The 14,511-nt window shown below is 68.1% G+C and carries 15 protein-coding genes; 13 read left to right on the forward strand and 2 right to left on the reverse strand.

Annotated features, from left to right (window positions below):
- The first annotated feature begins 254 nt into the window (after positions 1-254).
- The 13 genes from D7006_RS16090 (at position 255) to D7006_RS16150 (ending at position 12,196) form a co-directional block, all read left to right on the forward strand.
- Positions 255-2,141 (forward strand): methanol/ethanol family PQQ-dependent dehydrogenase, encoded by a 1,887-nt coding sequence (locus D7006_RS16090; protein WP_169122884.1) that lies wholly within the window; start codon positions 255-257, stop codon positions 2,139-2,141.
- A gap of 141 nt (positions 2,142-2,282) precedes the next feature.
- On the forward strand, positions 2,283-3,242 hold the full coding sequence (gene moxJ, locus D7006_RS16095; RefSeq protein ID WP_237353736.1) for a methanol oxidation system protein MoxJ: 960 nt from the start codon (positions 2,283-2,285) through the stop codon (positions 3,240-3,242).
- A gap of 47 nt (positions 3,243-3,289) precedes the next feature.
- Positions 3,290-3,892 (forward strand): cytochrome c(L), periplasmic, encoded by a 603-nt coding sequence (moxG, locus tag D7006_RS16100; RefSeq protein WP_237353737.1) that lies wholly within the window; start codon positions 3,290-3,292, stop codon positions 3,890-3,892.
- A 34-nt stretch (positions 3,893-3,926) separates the two neighbouring features.
- Positions 3,927-4,217 carry a methanol dehydrogenase [cytochrome c] subunit gene (locus D7006_RS16105; protein WP_237356931.1) on the forward strand — a complete coding sequence of 97 codons (291 nt, stop codon included), beginning with the start codon at positions 3,927-3,929 and terminating at the stop codon, positions 4,215-4,217.
- Positions 4,218-4,386: 169 nt separating this feature from the next.
- Positions 4,387-5,418, forward strand: a complete 1,032-nt coding sequence (locus D7006_RS16110) for a MoxR family ATPase (protein ID WP_237353738.1) — start codon at positions 4,387-4,389, stop codon at positions 5,416-5,418.
- Positions 5,415-6,275: a DUF58 domain-containing protein gene (locus D7006_RS16115; protein WP_237353739.1), complete on the forward strand. Its 861-nt coding sequence runs from the start codon at positions 5,415-5,417 to the stop codon at positions 6,273-6,275. The genes D7006_RS16110 and D7006_RS16115 overlap by 4 nt, the downstream gene beginning before the upstream one ends.
- A 70-nt stretch (positions 6,276-6,345) precedes the next feature.
- Complete coding sequence (locus D7006_RS16120) at positions 6,346-7,200, forward strand: nonribosomal peptide synthetase MxaA (RefSeq protein ID WP_237353740.1); 855 nt, start codon at positions 6,346-6,348, stop codon at positions 7,198-7,200.
- Entirely contained in the window at positions 7,200-8,243 is a 1,044-nt protein-coding gene (locus D7006_RS16125; RefSeq protein ID WP_237353741.1) for a VWA domain-containing protein, read from the forward strand. The genes D7006_RS16120 and D7006_RS16125 overlap by 1 nt, the downstream gene beginning before the upstream one ends.
- The gene (locus D7006_RS16130; protein WP_237353742.1) at positions 8,240-8,818 is read left to right on the forward strand and encodes a hypothetical protein; all 579 of its coding nucleotides are present in this window, start codon (positions 8,240-8,242) and stop codon (positions 8,816-8,818) included. The genes D7006_RS16125 and D7006_RS16130 overlap by 4 nt, the downstream gene beginning before the upstream one ends.
- Entirely contained in the window at positions 8,818-9,792 is a 975-nt protein-coding gene (locus tag D7006_RS16135) for a vWA domain-containing protein (RefSeq protein WP_237353743.1), read from the forward strand. The genes D7006_RS16130 and D7006_RS16135 overlap by 1 nt, the downstream gene beginning before the upstream one ends.
- On the forward strand, positions 9,789-10,337 hold the full coding sequence (locus D7006_RS16140) for an SRPBCC family protein (RefSeq protein WP_237353744.1): 549 nt from the start codon (positions 9,789-9,791) through the stop codon (positions 10,335-10,337). The genes D7006_RS16135 and D7006_RS16140 overlap by 4 nt, the downstream gene beginning before the upstream one ends.
- Entirely contained in the window at positions 10,334-11,266 is a 933-nt protein-coding gene (locus D7006_RS16145) for a YncE family protein (RefSeq protein ID WP_237353745.1), read from the forward strand. Before D7006_RS16140 ends, D7006_RS16145 begins: the two co-directional genes overlap by 4 nt.
- A gap of 135 nt (positions 11,267-11,401) precedes the next feature.
- A complete protein-coding gene (locus D7006_RS16150) occupies positions 11,402-12,196 on the forward strand; it encodes a DUF4239 domain-containing protein (RefSeq protein ID WP_237353746.1) in 795 nt (264 codons plus the stop codon).
- Between the two features lie 64 nt (positions 12,197-12,260).
- On the opposite strand, the gene D7006_RS16155 is transcribed toward D7006_RS16150, so the two are convergent.
- The gene (locus D7006_RS16155; protein ID WP_237353747.1) at positions 12,261-13,781 is read right to left on the reverse strand and encodes an aldehyde dehydrogenase; all 1,521 of its coding nucleotides are present in this window, start codon (positions 13,779-13,781) and stop codon (positions 12,261-12,263) included.
- Positions 13,782-13,800: 19 nt separating this feature from the next.
- Entirely contained in the window at positions 13,801-14,448 is a 648-nt protein-coding gene (locus tag D7006_RS16160; RefSeq protein WP_169122896.1) for a GntR family transcriptional regulator, read from the reverse strand.
- Positions 14,449-14,511: the final 63 nt, after the last annotated feature.

Here is a 14,511-nt window from a genome sequence, read left to right on the forward strand (position 1 = left end):
AATAAGAAAAAGAAGAACGGGTCTCAGGTCGCAATCGGAGGACGACCGCCACCCTGGCCATCACCAGCTCTGCTGCCCGCAAGGTGCGAACTCCTGCGTCCCGGCCATGGGGCGGGGAGGCGAGCCATGTGCGCAAGCGGAGGGGAAGCTTCGGCTCCCGTGCCGCTCCCGCTGCCATTCGGCTGCGCGGGGAATGCACGGGTGCGGGAGGGACAAGTCCAACCGAGTGAGGAACCACCCAAGGAAAACGCCAAATGACGAGATTGTTTTCTTCCGTCTCCCTCTGTGCCGTGACCCTCGCCCTCGCGGCGGGGTCGGCGGCCGTTAGTTCGCAGGCGCTCGCCAACGACAAGCTCGTCGAACTCGCCAAGAGCGACGACAACTGGCCGATGACCGGCAAGAACTACGACGCAAACAACTACAGCCCGCAGAAGCAGATCAACAAGGCGAACGTGAAGCAGCTTCGCCCGGCCTGGTCTTTCTCGACCGGCGTGCTGTCCGGCCACGAGGGCACCCCGCTCGTCGTCAACAACGTGATGTACATCCATTCGCCTTACCCGAACACGACGTTCGCGGTAGGCCTGGATGATCCCGGCCACATTCTGTGGCAGCACAAGCCGAAGCAGAACCCCACCGCCCGCGCGGTCGCCTGCTGCGACGTCGTGAACCGCGGCCTCGCCTACTGGCCCGGCGACGGCAAGACCCCCGCGCTCATCCTCAAGACCCAGCTCGACGGCCATATCGTGGCGCTCAACGCCGAGACCGGCGCGGAGTTCTGGAAGCTGGAGAATTCGGACATCAAGGTCGGCTCCACCCTCACCATCGCGCCCTATGTGGTGAAGGACACAGTGCTGGTGGGCTCCTCGGGCGCCGAGCTCGGCGTGCGCGGCTACGTCACCGCCTATGACGTGAAGACCGGCGCGCAGAAGTGGCGGGCCTATGCCACCGGCCCGGACGAGCAGGTGAAGCTCGCCAACGACTTCAACAAGGCCAACCCCCAGTACGGCCAGAAGGGCCTCGGCACCGGCACCTGGGAAGGCGACGCCTGGAAGATCGGCGGCGGCACCAACTGGGGCTGGTACGCCTTCGATCCCGGCACCAACATGATCTACTACGGCTCCGGCAACCCCGCGCCGTGGAACGAGACCATGCGTCCCGGCGATAATAAGTGGACCATGACCATCTGGGGCCGCGACATCGACACGGGCGAGGCGCACTTCGGCTACCAGAAGACCCCCCACGACGAATGGGACTATGCCGGCGTCAACGTCATGATGCTCTCCGAGCAGAAGGACAAGGCCGGCAAGATGCGCAAGCTCCTGACGCATCCGGACCGCAACGGCATCGTCTACACCCTCGACCGTACCGACGGCTCGCTCGTGTCCGCCGACAAGATCGACGACACGGTCAACTGGGTGAAGCAGGTGGACCTGAAGACCGGCCTGCCCCAGCGCGATCCGGAATACGCGACGCGCATGGACCACAAGGGCCGCGACATCTGCCCCTCGGCGATGGGCTACCACAACCAGGGTCACGACAGCTACGACCCGGAGCGGCAGTCCTTCTTCATGGGCATCAACCACATCTGCATGGACTGGGAGCCCTTCATGCTGCCCTACCGCGCGGGTCAGTTCTTCGTCGGTGCCACGCTGTGGATGTATCCCGGCCCGAAGGGCAACAAGCAGACCTATGAAGGTCTCGGCCAAGTGAAGGCGTATGACGCCATCAACAACAAGTACAAGTGGGAAGTCATGGAGCGCTTCGCGGCCTGGGGCGGCACGCTCGCCACCGCCGGCGGCGTGATGTTCTACGGAACGCTCGACGGCTTCATCAAGGCCCGCGACAGCGACACCGGCGAGCTTCTGTGGAAGTTCAAGCTGCCGTCCGGCGTCATCGGCCATCCCATGACCTACACCCACAAGGGCGTGCAGTACGTCGCCATCTATTACGGCGTCGGCGGCTGGCCGGGCGTGGGCCTGGTGTTCGACCTCAACGATCCCACCGCCGGCCTCGGCTCCGTGGGCGCGTTCAAGCAGTTGCAGAATTACACCCAGATGGGTGGCGGCGTGATGGTGTTCTCGCTCGACGGCAAGGGCCCCTACGACGACCCGAAGGTGGGTGAATACGCTTCCGGCGGCTGACCTCCGACAACCGCCCCTTGCCGGCCGCCGTCACCTCGGCGGCGGCCGGTTTCTTCTTTCGTCACAAGCGCATCCATCGCCACCCGGATCGTCTGCCGCACGGCGGCGCGACCGGACGCGAACCAGACGGAGGCCGAACCGATGACCTGTTCTGCGAGCACACCCGCGCGCCACGCCGCGACGTCCGCCACCAGCCATTTCGTCGCCGGGGCCCTTCTCGCCGGGACGCTGGCTCTCTTCGCCGCGCCGGCGCTCGCCCAGACGGCGGAATCCGGCAAGATGTCGCCGCAGACAGCTGCCGGGGGCTCGGCCGCGCCGGCGGAGGCCGTGACGCCGCCCGATCCCTCGATCCTGCGCGTCTGCGCCTCCGAGGTGGAAGCCCCGTTCTCGCAGAAGGACGGCAAGGGCTTCGAGAACCGCATTGCCGGGGTTCTGGCACAGGCAATGGGCCGCAAGGCCGTCTTCGTCTGGACCTCCAAGCCCGCCATCTACCAGGTGCGCGACCAACTCGACACCAAGCTCTGCGACGCGGTGATGGGCGTGGACACCGGCGACGCGCGGGTGCTCAGCTCCAAGCCCTATTACCGCACATCCTACGTGCTGGTGACGAAGGCCGACCGCAACATCACCGCCGCCGACTGGAACGACCCGCAGGTCAAGGCGCTCAACCGCTTCGTCGTCCGCTTCTACTCTCCCGGCGAGACGGTGCTGAAGCGCCTCGGCAAGTATGAGGACAATGCCGCCTATCTCTATAGCCTCGTGAACTTCCGCTCCCCGCGGAACCAGTATGTGCAGGTGCCGGGCGAGCGCGTGATCTCCGAGGTCGCCAACGGCGAGGCCGACATCGCCTTCGCCTTCGCTCCGGAAGTGGCGCGCTATGTGAAGTCCTCGCAGGTGCCGCTGCGCATGAGCCTTGCCGGCAACTCCGTCACCAAGTTCGACGGCACCGAGATGCCCCTCCACTACGACCAGTCCGTCGCCGTGCGGCTTGGCGACACGGCGCTTCTCGCCGAGATCGACGCGGCGCTGGTGAAGGCCCGGCCGCAGATCGACGAGATCCTGGCCGACGAGGGGATCCCACTGCTCAAGCCCAATTCCTGATCCGGCCCGAAGCCGTCTTTTCCATCGGAATTTTTCTGGAAGGTCCAATGCACAGCCGTTTTTTGTCGCGGGGCGTCAAGGCCCTCCTCGCCGTCGTGTTCGTGTCCGGCTTCGCGCTCGCCGCGCAGGCCACACTCAACTTCACCAATACGGTGACCGGCCAGCCCCTCGATCTGTCCGATGCGCCGACCGAGGGGCGCGATACGGAGGCGGTGAAGAAGTTCCTCGCGACCGGCGTCAACATCTACGTGGAAAATCCCACCTGCCTGCCCAAGGGCAAGGATCTGTTCCTCTCCATGTGCTCGGGCTGCCACGGCCATTACGGCGAGGGCAAGATCGGCCCCGGCCTCAACGACAGCTACTGGACCTACCCGAAGAACATGACCGACCAGGGCCTGTTCGAGACCATCTTCGGCGGGGCACAGGGGCAGATGGGCCCCATGTACGGCGCGCTCAATCTCGACGAGATGCTGCTGGTGATGGCCTGGGTGCGCCACGTCTACAAGGACGATCCCAACGACGCGGTGTGGCTGACCCCGGCCCAGCGCGCGGCCTTCAAGCGCTTCAACGAAAAGGAAGATCAAACGCCGGATCTCGACAAGGCGCCGGTGTGCAAGGCGACGGCCGCGACCGCGGCCGGAAGCAAGTGAGAAGGGAGGACAACAGATGAAGCATAAGGTTCGCATGCCCATGCTCGCCGCCGCCGCCGCTTTCGCGGTCACGGCCCTCGCTGCCGGCGGTGCCGCAGCCTATGACGGCACCAACTGCAGGGCGCCCGGCAATTGCTGGGAGCCGAAGCCCGGCTATCCCGACAAGGTCGCCGGCAGCAAGTACGACCCCAAGCACAACCCGGCGGAGCTGGCGAAGCAGGGCGAGTCCATCACCCAGATGGAAGAGCGCAACAAGAAGCGCGTCGACTATTTCCAGAAGACCGGCCAGTTCGTCTACGACGTGAGCAAGATCCCGTCCAATTGATACGGCCTTTCCCGACCCCCACCAGCAAGGCTGAGCCTTCAGCAAAGCCGGGCAATCCTCCGATGGATGGTGGGCAACTGGCGCGGCCGCTCGGGACCTCCGCGCGGGACCAAAATCCCCCGCTCCCGTCGGCTGCGCCTTTCTTGCCGCAAGGCCAAGGGGACGTCTGATGCACGCCATCGCCGATCCGGACGGCGCGCTCGCCCAGTGGCGCGCCCGCGCCCTCGATTTCGAACGGGCGGTCGGGCGCATCGTGCTCGGTCAGGAACGGGTCATCCGCCTCCTGACCATCGCGGTGTTCGCCCGCGGCCACGTGCTGCTGGAGGGGGACGTCGGCGTCGGCAAGACCACGCTGCTGCGCGCGCTCGCCCGCGCCATCGGCGGCGCCTATGAGCGGGTGGAAGGCACCATCGACCTCATGCCGGCCGACCTCGTCTATGACGCCCGCGTCGGCGAGGACGGACGCCCAAGGGTCGATCCCGGCCCTTTGCTGCGCCGGGGGCCAGAGCTCTCCGTCTTCTTCTTCAACGAGATCAACCGGGCGCGGCCGCAGGTCCATGCCATGCTGCTCAGGCTGATGGCCGAGCGCACCGTCTCCGCCTTCGGGCGCGAATACATCTTCCCCTTCCTCCAGGTGTTCGCTGACCGCAACCGGGTGGAGCGTGAGGAGACATTCGAACTCCCCGCCGCCGCCCGCGACCGCTTCTTCATGGAAGTGCAGGTGAAAGCGCCGGAGGACTTCGCCGCCCGCCGCGCACTGGTGTTCGATCCCCGCTTCCACGACACCGACCTGCTGATCGCGGAGGTTCCGGAGGCGATCATCGACTACCGGAGCCTCGATCAGGTCTCCCGCGAGATCCAGAGCGCCATCCCCGCCAGCGACGCCATCGTCGCCTATACGATCGCGCTGTGGGATGCGATCCGCACCCCCGACAAGGCCGGCATTGCCCTTCCCGGTGTGCGGATGGATCGCCTTGTTCAGGGCGGGGCCAGCCCGCGCGGCATGTCCTATCTCATCCGTGCCGCCCGCGTCCGTGCCTGGCTGGAGGGGCGGGCCATCATCGTTCCCGAGGATCTGCGCGCCGTCTTCCCGGAGGTGATGGCGCATCGCATCTTCTTCGATCCGGTCTACGAGATGCGACGCGAGGAGATCTCCGCTGATCTCTGCCGCGTCGCCTTCGCCACGGTGCCCGCGCCATGACCGGGGAACCGGAAGGGGAGCACGGCGGCAACGTCGTGCCCTATCGCCTCAAGTGGCGCCCGCGCGGGGTGCGGCCCGGCGCGCACCCGGGCCAGGGCGACGGCGGCGACGGCACCTTCCGCACCCTCGTGCCGCTGGTGGCGCGGCCGGATCCGCGCCGCATCGACCTGCGCGCCTCGCTGCGCGACCCGTTCGAGGGCGTGCATGTGCGCACCTTCGCCCCACGACGCGCCACAACGGTCGCGGTGCTCACCGATCTATCCGGCTCCATGGGCTTTGATGGGACAGGCGCGGAGGTCGCGCGCCTCGCCGCCACGCTGGCCGCCTCGGCCGCCGCGACGGGGGATGAATTCACCCTAATCGGCGCCGGGGGCGACCTGCGGGAGGACGCCTTCATTCCCGCCACGCGACGCCGGGGGCTCGGCACGCAGGTGGCGGCGGTCATCTCGGCCGCGGCGCCGTCCGGGACGAGCACCCAGGGCCTCGCCACCGCAGCCGAGCGCCTGCCGCGGCGGCGCTGCCTCGTCTTCCTCGTCTCCGACTTCCTCATGCCCGAGGCCGATCTCGACCTGACCCTCGACGCCCTGTGGCGGCACGATGTGGTGCCGGTGCTGGTGCGCGACACCCGCTCCGAAGGCGACGTTCCGGCCTGGGGCCTGATGGAAATCGCCGATGCGGAGACCGGCGGGCGACGGCTCGTATTCATGCGCCCGGGCCTGAGGGCTAGGTGGCAGGCGACGGCGCGGAACAGGATCGCCGCCGTGGAGGCCCGCTTCGTCACACGCGGATACGCGCCTTTCCACCTCGTGAACCGGTTCGATGTCGATGCACTGGTCGCGTTCCTTGCCAGCCGTTAGGCCCTGCCGCAGGGCAGCCCTGGCGCTCGTCGTCGCGCTGCTCGCAGGCGCGCCCGCCCAGGCAGCGGGAGTGGACCTCTACGCACCGCGTGCCTTCGGCTATCTCATCGGCGACACCATTTCGCTGGAAGCGGTCGTGACCCTCGATGCCGGCTGGCGGCTCGACGAAAGTGCCCTGCCCCGTCCCCGCCCCGTCACCTACTGGCTCGACCTGAAGCGCCTCGACGTAAAGCCGGAGACCGCGCCGGACGGCGCTCCACGCTATCGCCTCACCCTCACCTACCAGACCTTCTACTCCCCGCTGGAGCCGCGTGCGCTCGACATCCCCGCCGTGCCGCTCGCCGCGCACAAGGGTGATGCGCGACAGACGCTGACCATCCCGGCCTGGACCTTCGTTTCCTCGCCTTTGCGCGAGCTGGTCGCCAGCCAGCGGGGCAACCCCATGGCGCTCCAGCCGGATATCCGCCCCCGCCCCTACCCCCTCGCCGGAGACGCGCGGCTCGCCGCTGCGGCGGCGGCCGTGGCCGCGGTGAGCCTCCTCGCCTTTGCGGCGGCATCGGGCTGGGGACCGTTCGCCGGCAGGCACCGCCCTTTCGCGACCGCTCTGCGCCACATGCGGAGGCTTCCCGACCTCGACACACAGCTTGGCTACGAGGATGCCCTCCAGTTCCTTCACCGTGCCTTCGACGATGCGGCGGGGTACCGGCTGTTCGGCGAGGATGTGCACGCCTTCCTCGCGGCGAGGCCCGCACTCACCGGCGAGGCCGAGACCATAGACCGCTTTTTTACCGCCTCCCGCCTCGCCTTCTTCGGCGATGCGCCCGAGACGGCCATGGCCTTGCTGCCACCCGAAGCGCTGATCGATCTCGCCCGCCGACTCGCCGCGACCGAGCGGCGGAGCAGCATCCAGAACGAGGCCGCGTGATGATCGGCCTCGATGTGGACCACCCTGCATTCCTTTTCCTGCTTCTCCTGGCCCTTCTGCCGCTCGCGACATCGCCCCTACACGGAACGCCTCTGCCGGCGGTGTCGCTGGCGCCGCGCGATGGGTTTTCCATCGCGGTTTCCCTCGGCATCAGGCTCGCCGGCGCGCTCGCCTTCGCCGCACTGGTGCTTGGCCTCGCGGGGCTCAATCTGAAGGCGCGGGAGGTCGAGCGCATCGGCTCCGGCGCCAACCTGATGCTGCTCATCGACCGTTCGGTCAGCATGGACAACACCTTCGCTGATCGGGCACCGGGCGCCGGGGAGGAATCGAAGTCCGCCGCCGCCAAGCGCCTGCTCACGGAGTTTCTCGGCCGCCGCCCGCGGGATCGCATCGGCATCGCCGCCTTCTCCACATCGCCCATCCCGGTGCTGCCGCTGACCGACCATCACGAGGCGGTGGCGGCGGCGGTGGCTGCCATCGACCGGCCGGGCCTCGCCTTGACCGACGTGGGGCGCGGCCTTGCCCTCGCACTCGACAGCTTCGACGCATCTGCGGCTTCCGGCGGCTCACGCGCCGTTCTGCTGGTGTCGGACGGTGCGGCCGTCATCGATCCCCGGGTGCAGGCCGCGCTGCGCGATTCCCTGAAGCGCTCGCCGGTGCGGCTCTACTGGCTCTTCCTGCGCACCGTTGGCTCGCCCGGCATTTTCGACAAGCCGCGCGTTCCCGGCGAGGACACGCCGCAGGCCATGCCGGAACGCCACCTCAATCTCTTCCTCGCCAGCCTCGGCGTGCCCTATCGCGCCTTCGAAGCCGGTAGCCCACAGGCTGTGGCCGACGCCATCGCCGAGATCGACCGGCAGGAAAGCCAGCCCATCCCCTATCTGGAACGCATCCCACGCCGCGACCTCGCCCGCCTGTGCTACACCGTCGCTGCCGCCGCATGCGCGCTGCTGCTGGCCGCCCGCCTCGCCGAACGCGGCCTCGGCGCGCGGCGAAGCGCCGGTTCCGATCTGACGGGTATCAACACGCGGAGGGCGGCATGAAGCTGCCCCTGCCCCGCGTGAGCCTCCGCCGCATTGTCGCACTGGCCTCCCTCGTGGTGCTGACCGTGGCGCTGGCGGCGCTGGCCATCACGGGCATCCGCATGGCCCTCCACGCCAAAGCCAACTGCACGATCGCGGGGCTAGCTGCCGGCCGCGATCTGCCGGTCGAACTCGACGCGCCCGATCGACTGCTCATGGCCCGCGCACACTTCCTCATGATCCGCGACCGGCTGGACGAGGCGCAGCCGCTCGTGGACCGGCTCGCGGCGGACCGCAGTCCGCTGGCGGTGGCCGCGCTCTACGATCTCGCCAATGCCCGCCTCGCCACCGCCATCTCGTTTCTGGAGCGCACGGAGATCGACCCCGCCGTGCCGCAGGTGCGCCTCGCCAAGGCCGGCTATCGCGCGGCGCTGGTGCGCGCGCCGGACTTCTGGGACGCCAAGTACAATCTCGACATCGCCATGCGCCTCGTGCGCGACTTCCCGCAGATCGAGCAGGACCAGCAGGACGAGGCGCAGGAGACGCCGAAACGCCTCTGGACCGACCTTCCCGGCCTGCCTAAGGGGCTGCCGTGATGGGGCGACCGGACGCCCGCACGCTCGTCCTCGCCGCGGCATTTCTTCTGGCGCTGGCGGCCATCGTCGCGCCGCAGCTCCAACGGCCGACCGATGCCTACCGGCTGCTGGCAGTGGTGGACATCACCGGCTCCATGAATGTGCGCGACTACAGCTTCGAGGGCCGCCCGGCCTCGCGGCTAGACACCGTGAAGCGCACCCTTAGCGGCCTCGCCGCCCGGCTGCCGTGCGGCTCGCGCATGGGGCTGGGCATCTTCACCGAGCGGCGCACCTATCTGCTGTTCGAGCCGGTCGAGGTCTGCGCCGACTTCGCTCCGCTCGAGGGCGCCATCGGCGCGCTCAACTGGCGGATGGCGTGGGAGGGGGACAGCTACATCTATTCCGGCCTCTATTCCGCCATCGACCTCGCCGGGCCGCTTGACGCCGACCTCATTTTCCTCACCGACGGACAGGAGGCGCCGCCGCTATCGGCCTCGGGCGCGCCTGCGTTTTCCGGCGAGCCGGGCAAGGTGCGCGGCTTGGTCGTCGGCGTCGGCGGCGTCGAGCCGGCGCCCATCCCCAAGTTCGACCGGGACGGGCGGGAAATCGGCTTCTACGCCATGACCGACGTGCCGCAGGAGAACCGCCACGGCCTGCCGCCCACCGGCTCCGAGCAGCGGGAGGGCTGGCACCCGCGCAACGCCCCGTGGGGTGCCGACGAGGCGGCCGGGCAGGAACATCTCAGCGCCGTCCGCACCGACCACCTCAAGGATCTCGCCGAAGCGACGGGCCTCACCTACGCCCCTCTGGCCGATGCCGGGACACTCGCCGCCGAAGTCGAGGCATCGGCCCGCCCCCATCCGGTCGCCGGCACCATGGACACCGCGCCGCTGCCGGGCGCCCTCGCCTTGCTGCTGCTCGCCGGGCTCTACCTCGCCCAATTGTGGGACCGGCGTCCTCTTTTCCTGCGCAACCGAAGGATTTCCGCTTCATGATCTTTGCCCGTCTTTCCCGTCGCGCCCTCCTGCCCGCCCTCGGCGTCCTCCTCGCGCTTGCCGCGCCCGCGCACGCCCACGGGCCGACCCCGCAGAAGGCCGAGGCCAAGGCCACCATTGCCGCGACGCCCGACGCCGTGTGGAAGATCGCCGGCGACTTCGCCGGCATCGGGGGCTGGCACCCCATGGTGAAGGCGGTGCGGGCAAAGGGCGGCAATGCGGCCGGCGCGGAGCGCGTGCTGGTGCTGGAAAAGGGCGAGATCACCGACGGCCTCGACGACGTGGACGCAGCCCAGCGCAGCCTCTCCTGGCGGCTCAACACCGAAAATGTGGAGGCGCTGCCGGTGAGCTTCTACACCATCACCCTCAGCGTGAACGATGCCGGCGGCAGCAAGAGCGAGGTGGTGATGGCCGGCCGCTTCTATCGCGGCGACACCTCCAACTTCCCACCCGACGAACTCAACGACGAAGCCGCCGTCGCAGCCATGACGGCGTTCTTCGAGGCCGGCGTCAACGGGCTCAAGGCGAAGGCCGAAGGCAAGTGAAATGGCCGGCCGCGCTCGCAATTCTCGCCCTCGCCTGGAGCGCGCCGGTGACCGCCGGCACGCTGCTGGCACTGTGCCAGGGCGCGGCGGAGGTGGACGTGATCGACACTGGGTCCGCCGTGGTTTCGGCCCGGGTGAAGGTGGACAAGGTGCCGGCCGGGATCGCGATTTCTTCTGACGGCACAGCCGCTTACATCACCCATCCGGATATCGGGCTTCTTACCCGCCTCGATATCAAGACACGGACGGTCGCGGCTACCGCCCATGTCGGCGGCCAGCCGTTCGGCATCGCGGCGGCGCCGGAGGGCGGGGTGATTTATGTAAGTGACTGGTCTGGCGACAGAATTCTGCGCATCGACGCCCGCAGCCTTGCCATCACCGGCAGCCTTGCCGTGGGGCGGTCGCCGGCCCATCTCGCCATCGATCCTGACGGGCGCACGCTCTACAGCGCCGATCGGGAGAGCGACGAAGTGAGCATTATCAACACCTTAGACTTCATCCGCACGGCCGTCGTCCCGGTCGGACGGGCGCCTTATGCGCTGGATGCCTCCCATCCGGATGAGGTGGCGGTGGCGGATGTGCGGAGTGGGGATATCGCACTGATAAATAAGGAAAAACAGGATGTCCGGCGCATCGACGGGATGAAGATGCCCTACGGCGTCGCGTTCGTGCCCGGACGGGGGTTGCTGCTGGCGACGGACCAGCAGGCGGGTTCGCTAAATGTCATTGATATTGCAAACGAATCTATCATTCAGCGCATCCGGCTGGGCGGCTCCCCGGAGGAGGTGGTGGTGGATGCGGCGGCGGGGCGCGCCTATGTCGCCGAATGGTTTGCCAACCGCATAACCACTTTGAATCTCGATGATTTTTCCATCGTGACACGCATGCCGGTCTGCGACGGCCCGCGCGTGATGGCTGTGGTGCCCTGACTCGAACCGGCACGGCCGGATTCGGCTCCCTTTCACCACCGGAATCGGTATGTTCAGGGCGGTGTCAGCGGGGCAGTCAGCGCACGAGTCAGCTTCTCGGGCCAGACCCCGCCCGGAACGGATCAAGAGTCGCACATGAACGCCTGGGTTGCATCGGCGGTTGCATTCGTCGCGATGGCCGTCGCGATGGCGGTGGGCATGGCCATCGGGAGCCGGCTGTCGGAGACGCGCTACGAGGACGGCTCGGTCAAGAACCTGCGTACCAGCGTCGCCATCATCGCCACAATGTCGTCCCTGCTGCTGGGCCTGATGGTGAACTCGGCCCGCTACAATTTCAGCGACGCCTATTCGGACGTGCAGAAATACGCGGCCGTCCTGCAGATCACCGATCTCAATTTGCTGAGCTTCGGCGCGCCGGCCTGCCCGCTGCGCGGCGACCTTCAGGCCTATGCGCGCCAGCTCGTGGCGGAGACCTGGATCAGCGGGGATGACGATGTATCGTCCGGCGCGGCGCAGGTGTCGGCGCTGGCGGCGCTGCTCAAGTTCGACACGGGCATCCGGAACCTCAAGGCCGCGACTTCCGACCAGCAGGACGTGCGGAGCACCCTGCTCGGCCTGTCGCGGCAATTGGTGGAATATCGGTGGAAGGTCACCGGCGTCGCCCGCACCGCCACGCCCGTCACCTTCATCTTCGTGGTCATCTGCTGGTTCGCGCTGATCTTCCTCTATTCCGGCGTGTTCGCGCCGCGCAACGCGCTGGTGCTGACAGGCCATGCGCTGGGCATGGTGGGCATCTCCGCCGCCATCTTCCTGGTGATGGAGATGGGCCAGCCCTTCACCGGCCCCATCAAGGTGTCGCCGGCGCCTGTCGAGCGGCTGCTGCTGCGCATGCAGGCGCAGCCGTGCCCGGTGGTTACGCCGCAGGGCTGAAACGGCGACGGCCGGATCGCGCAAAGCACGACCCGGCCGCCGTAGATCCCTGAGGGCACCCCGATCAGTTGAGGCGCGGCTGCTGCGACGTGCCCTTGTACCAGTCGAACGGCTTGCCCTCGGTGGAGAGCATCACCGACTTCACATCGAAATGGTCGTTGAAGCTCTCGATGCCGAACTCACGGCCGATGCCGCTGTCGTCCACGCCGCCCCACGGCGAGGCGGGATCGAGGCGGTGGTGGTCGTTGATCCAGACGATGCCGGCCTTCACCTTCGCCGCCACGCGATGGGCGCGGTGCACGTCGCGGGTGCGGATGGCGGCGGCGAGGCCGAACGGGCTGTCATTGGCGATGGCGAGGGCCTCCTCCTCCGTCTCGAAGGGGATCACCACCGTGAAGGGGCCGAACACCTCCTCGCGGGCGATGCGCATGTGGGGGGCCACATCGGCGAACACGGTGGGCTCCACGAAGAAGCCGTTCTCGTGGCCCGCCACGATGCGCCGCTGGCCGCCGGCCACGAGGCGGGCGCCATCGTCATGGCCCGCCTGCACGAAGGAGAGCACGCGGTCGAGCTGGCGCTGGGAGACCACGGGGCCGAGCTGGGTCTCGGGATCGCGCGGATCGCCGATGCGGATGGCCTTGGTCTTGGCGGCGAGGCGCTCCACGAACTCGTCATAGATGGTCTTCTGCACGATGTGCCGGGCGGCGCAGACGCAGGTCTGGCCGGCGCCGACGAAGGCGCCGAAGGCGGCATAGTTCACCGCCTGCTCCACATCGTAATCATCGAACACCATCACCGGCGTCTTGCCGCCCAGCTCCAGCGTCTGGTGGGCGAAGACCTTCGCCGCCGCCGAGCCGGCGATGCGGCCAGCCTCGGTGCCGCCAGTGAGCACCAGCTTGTTGATGTCGTGATGCTCGGCAAGGAAGCGGCCGGAATTGCCGCCGATGCCGTTCACTACATTGAACACGCCGGGCGGCAGGCCGTTGTCGCTCATCAGCTTGGCGAGGCGGAGCGTGGTGAGGGGGGTGTATTCGGAGGGCTTCACCACCGTGGTGCAGCCGGAGGCGAGCACCGCCGCCAGCGACTTGCACAGGATCATCAGCGGGTGGTTGAAGGGCGTGCAATTGGCCACCACGCCGATGGGCGTGCGGCGGGTGTAGTTGAGATAATTGCCTTCCACCGGGATCACGTCATCGCGGCGGGCGAGGGCGAGGCCGCCGAAATAGCGCAGGAAGTCCGGCAGGCGGCCGAGCTGGGCGCGGGTCTCGTTCACCGGCCGGCCGTTATTCTGGGTCTCGAGCTGGTACAGCTCCGGCAGCGCGGCCTCGAAGGCGTCGGCGATGCGGTTGATGAGCTTCACCCGCTCGCGGATGGCCATGCCGCCCCAGGCGTCGCCGTTGAAGGCGGCACGGGCGCTCTTGACCGCCGCATCCACGTCCTCGCGGGTGCTGTCGGGAATGGTGGCGATGACGGCGCCGGTGGCGGGATTCCTCACCTCCACCGTACCGCCGCCGATGCTTTCCACCTCGCGGCCGTCGATGAAGTTGCCGCGCGCCGCGATGGCGATCTCGGCTTTGGCGTTCATGGCGTTTCTCCGGTTTTTCTCAAAGGACGACGGCGTGGCGCGACAGGGCCGCGACCACCCGTTTCTCGGCATCGGCGATATGGTCCCGCAGCAGGCGGGCGGCCTTGCGGCCATCGCGGGATTGCAGCGCCTCGATGATGGCGCCGTGTTCGGCGATCAGCCGATCGGGGTCGCGCCCCTGCATGGTGCCGATGCTGACCAGCACCAGCCGGTCGGCCTGCGCCACCAGATCCACCACCTCTTCCCGCATCCGCCGGTGCGGCGAGCACATGGCCACCGCCACGTGGAAGGCGCGGTTGTAGCGGATGAAATCCGACTTCTCGGGATCGAAGGTGCGGAAGGCGTCCAGCGCCGCCAGCGCGGCGTCCGGCGCGTGGCGGGCGGCGTCGGCCGCGCAGGCCGGCTCCATCACCTCGCGGAAGCGGAAGATGTCCCGCGCATCGGCCAGCGACACCGGGTTCACCCGGTAGCCCTGGCGCGGCAGCACGGTGATGAGGCGCTCCTGCTCCAGCCGCAGCAGTGCCTCGCGCACGGGCTGCTTGCTCACCTCGAAGCGGCCGGCCAGCTCCTGCTCGCGCAGCTCCTCGCCGGGCTGGAGATGGCAGCCGAGAATCTCGTCCTTCAGCCGCGCATAGACCGCGTCCCGCAGCAGGCCGGAGCCCCCCATGGCCTTATCAGAGGCGATGTTTTGATCAATCAACATATTTCATGCCCTGACGAACTGGCGGCA

The organism is Xanthobacter sp. YC-JY1 (genome assembly GCF_021730305.1).
Taxonomy (GTDB): domain Bacteria; phylum Pseudomonadota; class Alphaproteobacteria; order Rhizobiales; family Xanthobacteraceae; genus Xanthobacter; species Xanthobacter flavus.

Bases quoted from the DNA above. Each gene is read 5' to 3' on its own strand.
- D7006_RS16110 (WP_237353738.1), top strand. From the start codon at position 4,387: ATGCACGCCATCGCCGATCCGGACGGCGCGCTCGCCCAGTGGCGCGCC.
- D7006_RS16090 (WP_169122884.1), top strand. From the start codon at position 255: ATGACGAGATTGTTTTCTTCCGTCTCCCTCTGTGCCGTGACCCTCGCC.
- moxJ (WP_237353736.1), top strand. From the start codon at position 2,283: ATGACCTGTTCTGCGAGCACACCCGCGCGCCACGCCGCGACGTCCGCC.
- D7006_RS16130 (WP_237353742.1), top strand. From the start codon at position 8,240: ATGAAGCTGCCCCTGCCCCGCGTGAGCCTCCGCCGCATTGTCGCACTG.
- D7006_RS16105 (WP_237356931.1), top strand. From the start codon at position 3,927: ATGCCCATGCTCGCCGCCGCCGCCGCTTTCGCGGTCACGGCCCTCGCT.
- D7006_RS16135 (WP_237353743.1), top strand. From the start codon at position 8,818: ATGGGGCGACCGGACGCCCGCACGCTCGTCCTCGCCGCGGCATTTCTT.
- D7006_RS16125 (WP_237353741.1), top strand. From the start codon at position 7,200: ATGATCGGCCTCGATGTGGACCACCCTGCATTCCTTTTCCTGCTTCTC.
- D7006_RS16140 (WP_237353744.1), top strand. From the start codon at position 9,789: ATGATCTTTGCCCGTCTTTCCCGTCGCGCCCTCCTGCCCGCCCTCGGC.
- D7006_RS16115 (WP_237353739.1), top strand. From the start codon at position 5,415: ATGACCGGGGAACCGGAAGGGGAGCACGGCGGCAACGTCGTGCCCTAT.
- D7006_RS16150 (WP_237353746.1), top strand. From the start codon at position 11,402: ATGAACGCCTGGGTTGCATCGGCGGTTGCATTCGTCGCGATGGCCGTC.
- moxG (WP_237353737.1), top strand. From the start codon at position 3,290: ATGCACAGCCGTTTTTTGTCGCGGGGCGTCAAGGCCCTCCTCGCCGTC.
- D7006_RS16155 (WP_237353747.1), bottom strand. From the start codon at position 13,781: ATGAACGCCAAAGCCGAGATCGCCATCGCGGCGCGCGGCAACTTCATC.
- D7006_RS16160 (WP_169122896.1), bottom strand. From the start codon at position 14,448: ATGGGGGGCTCCGGCCTGCTGCGGGACGCGGTCTATGCGCGGCTGAAG.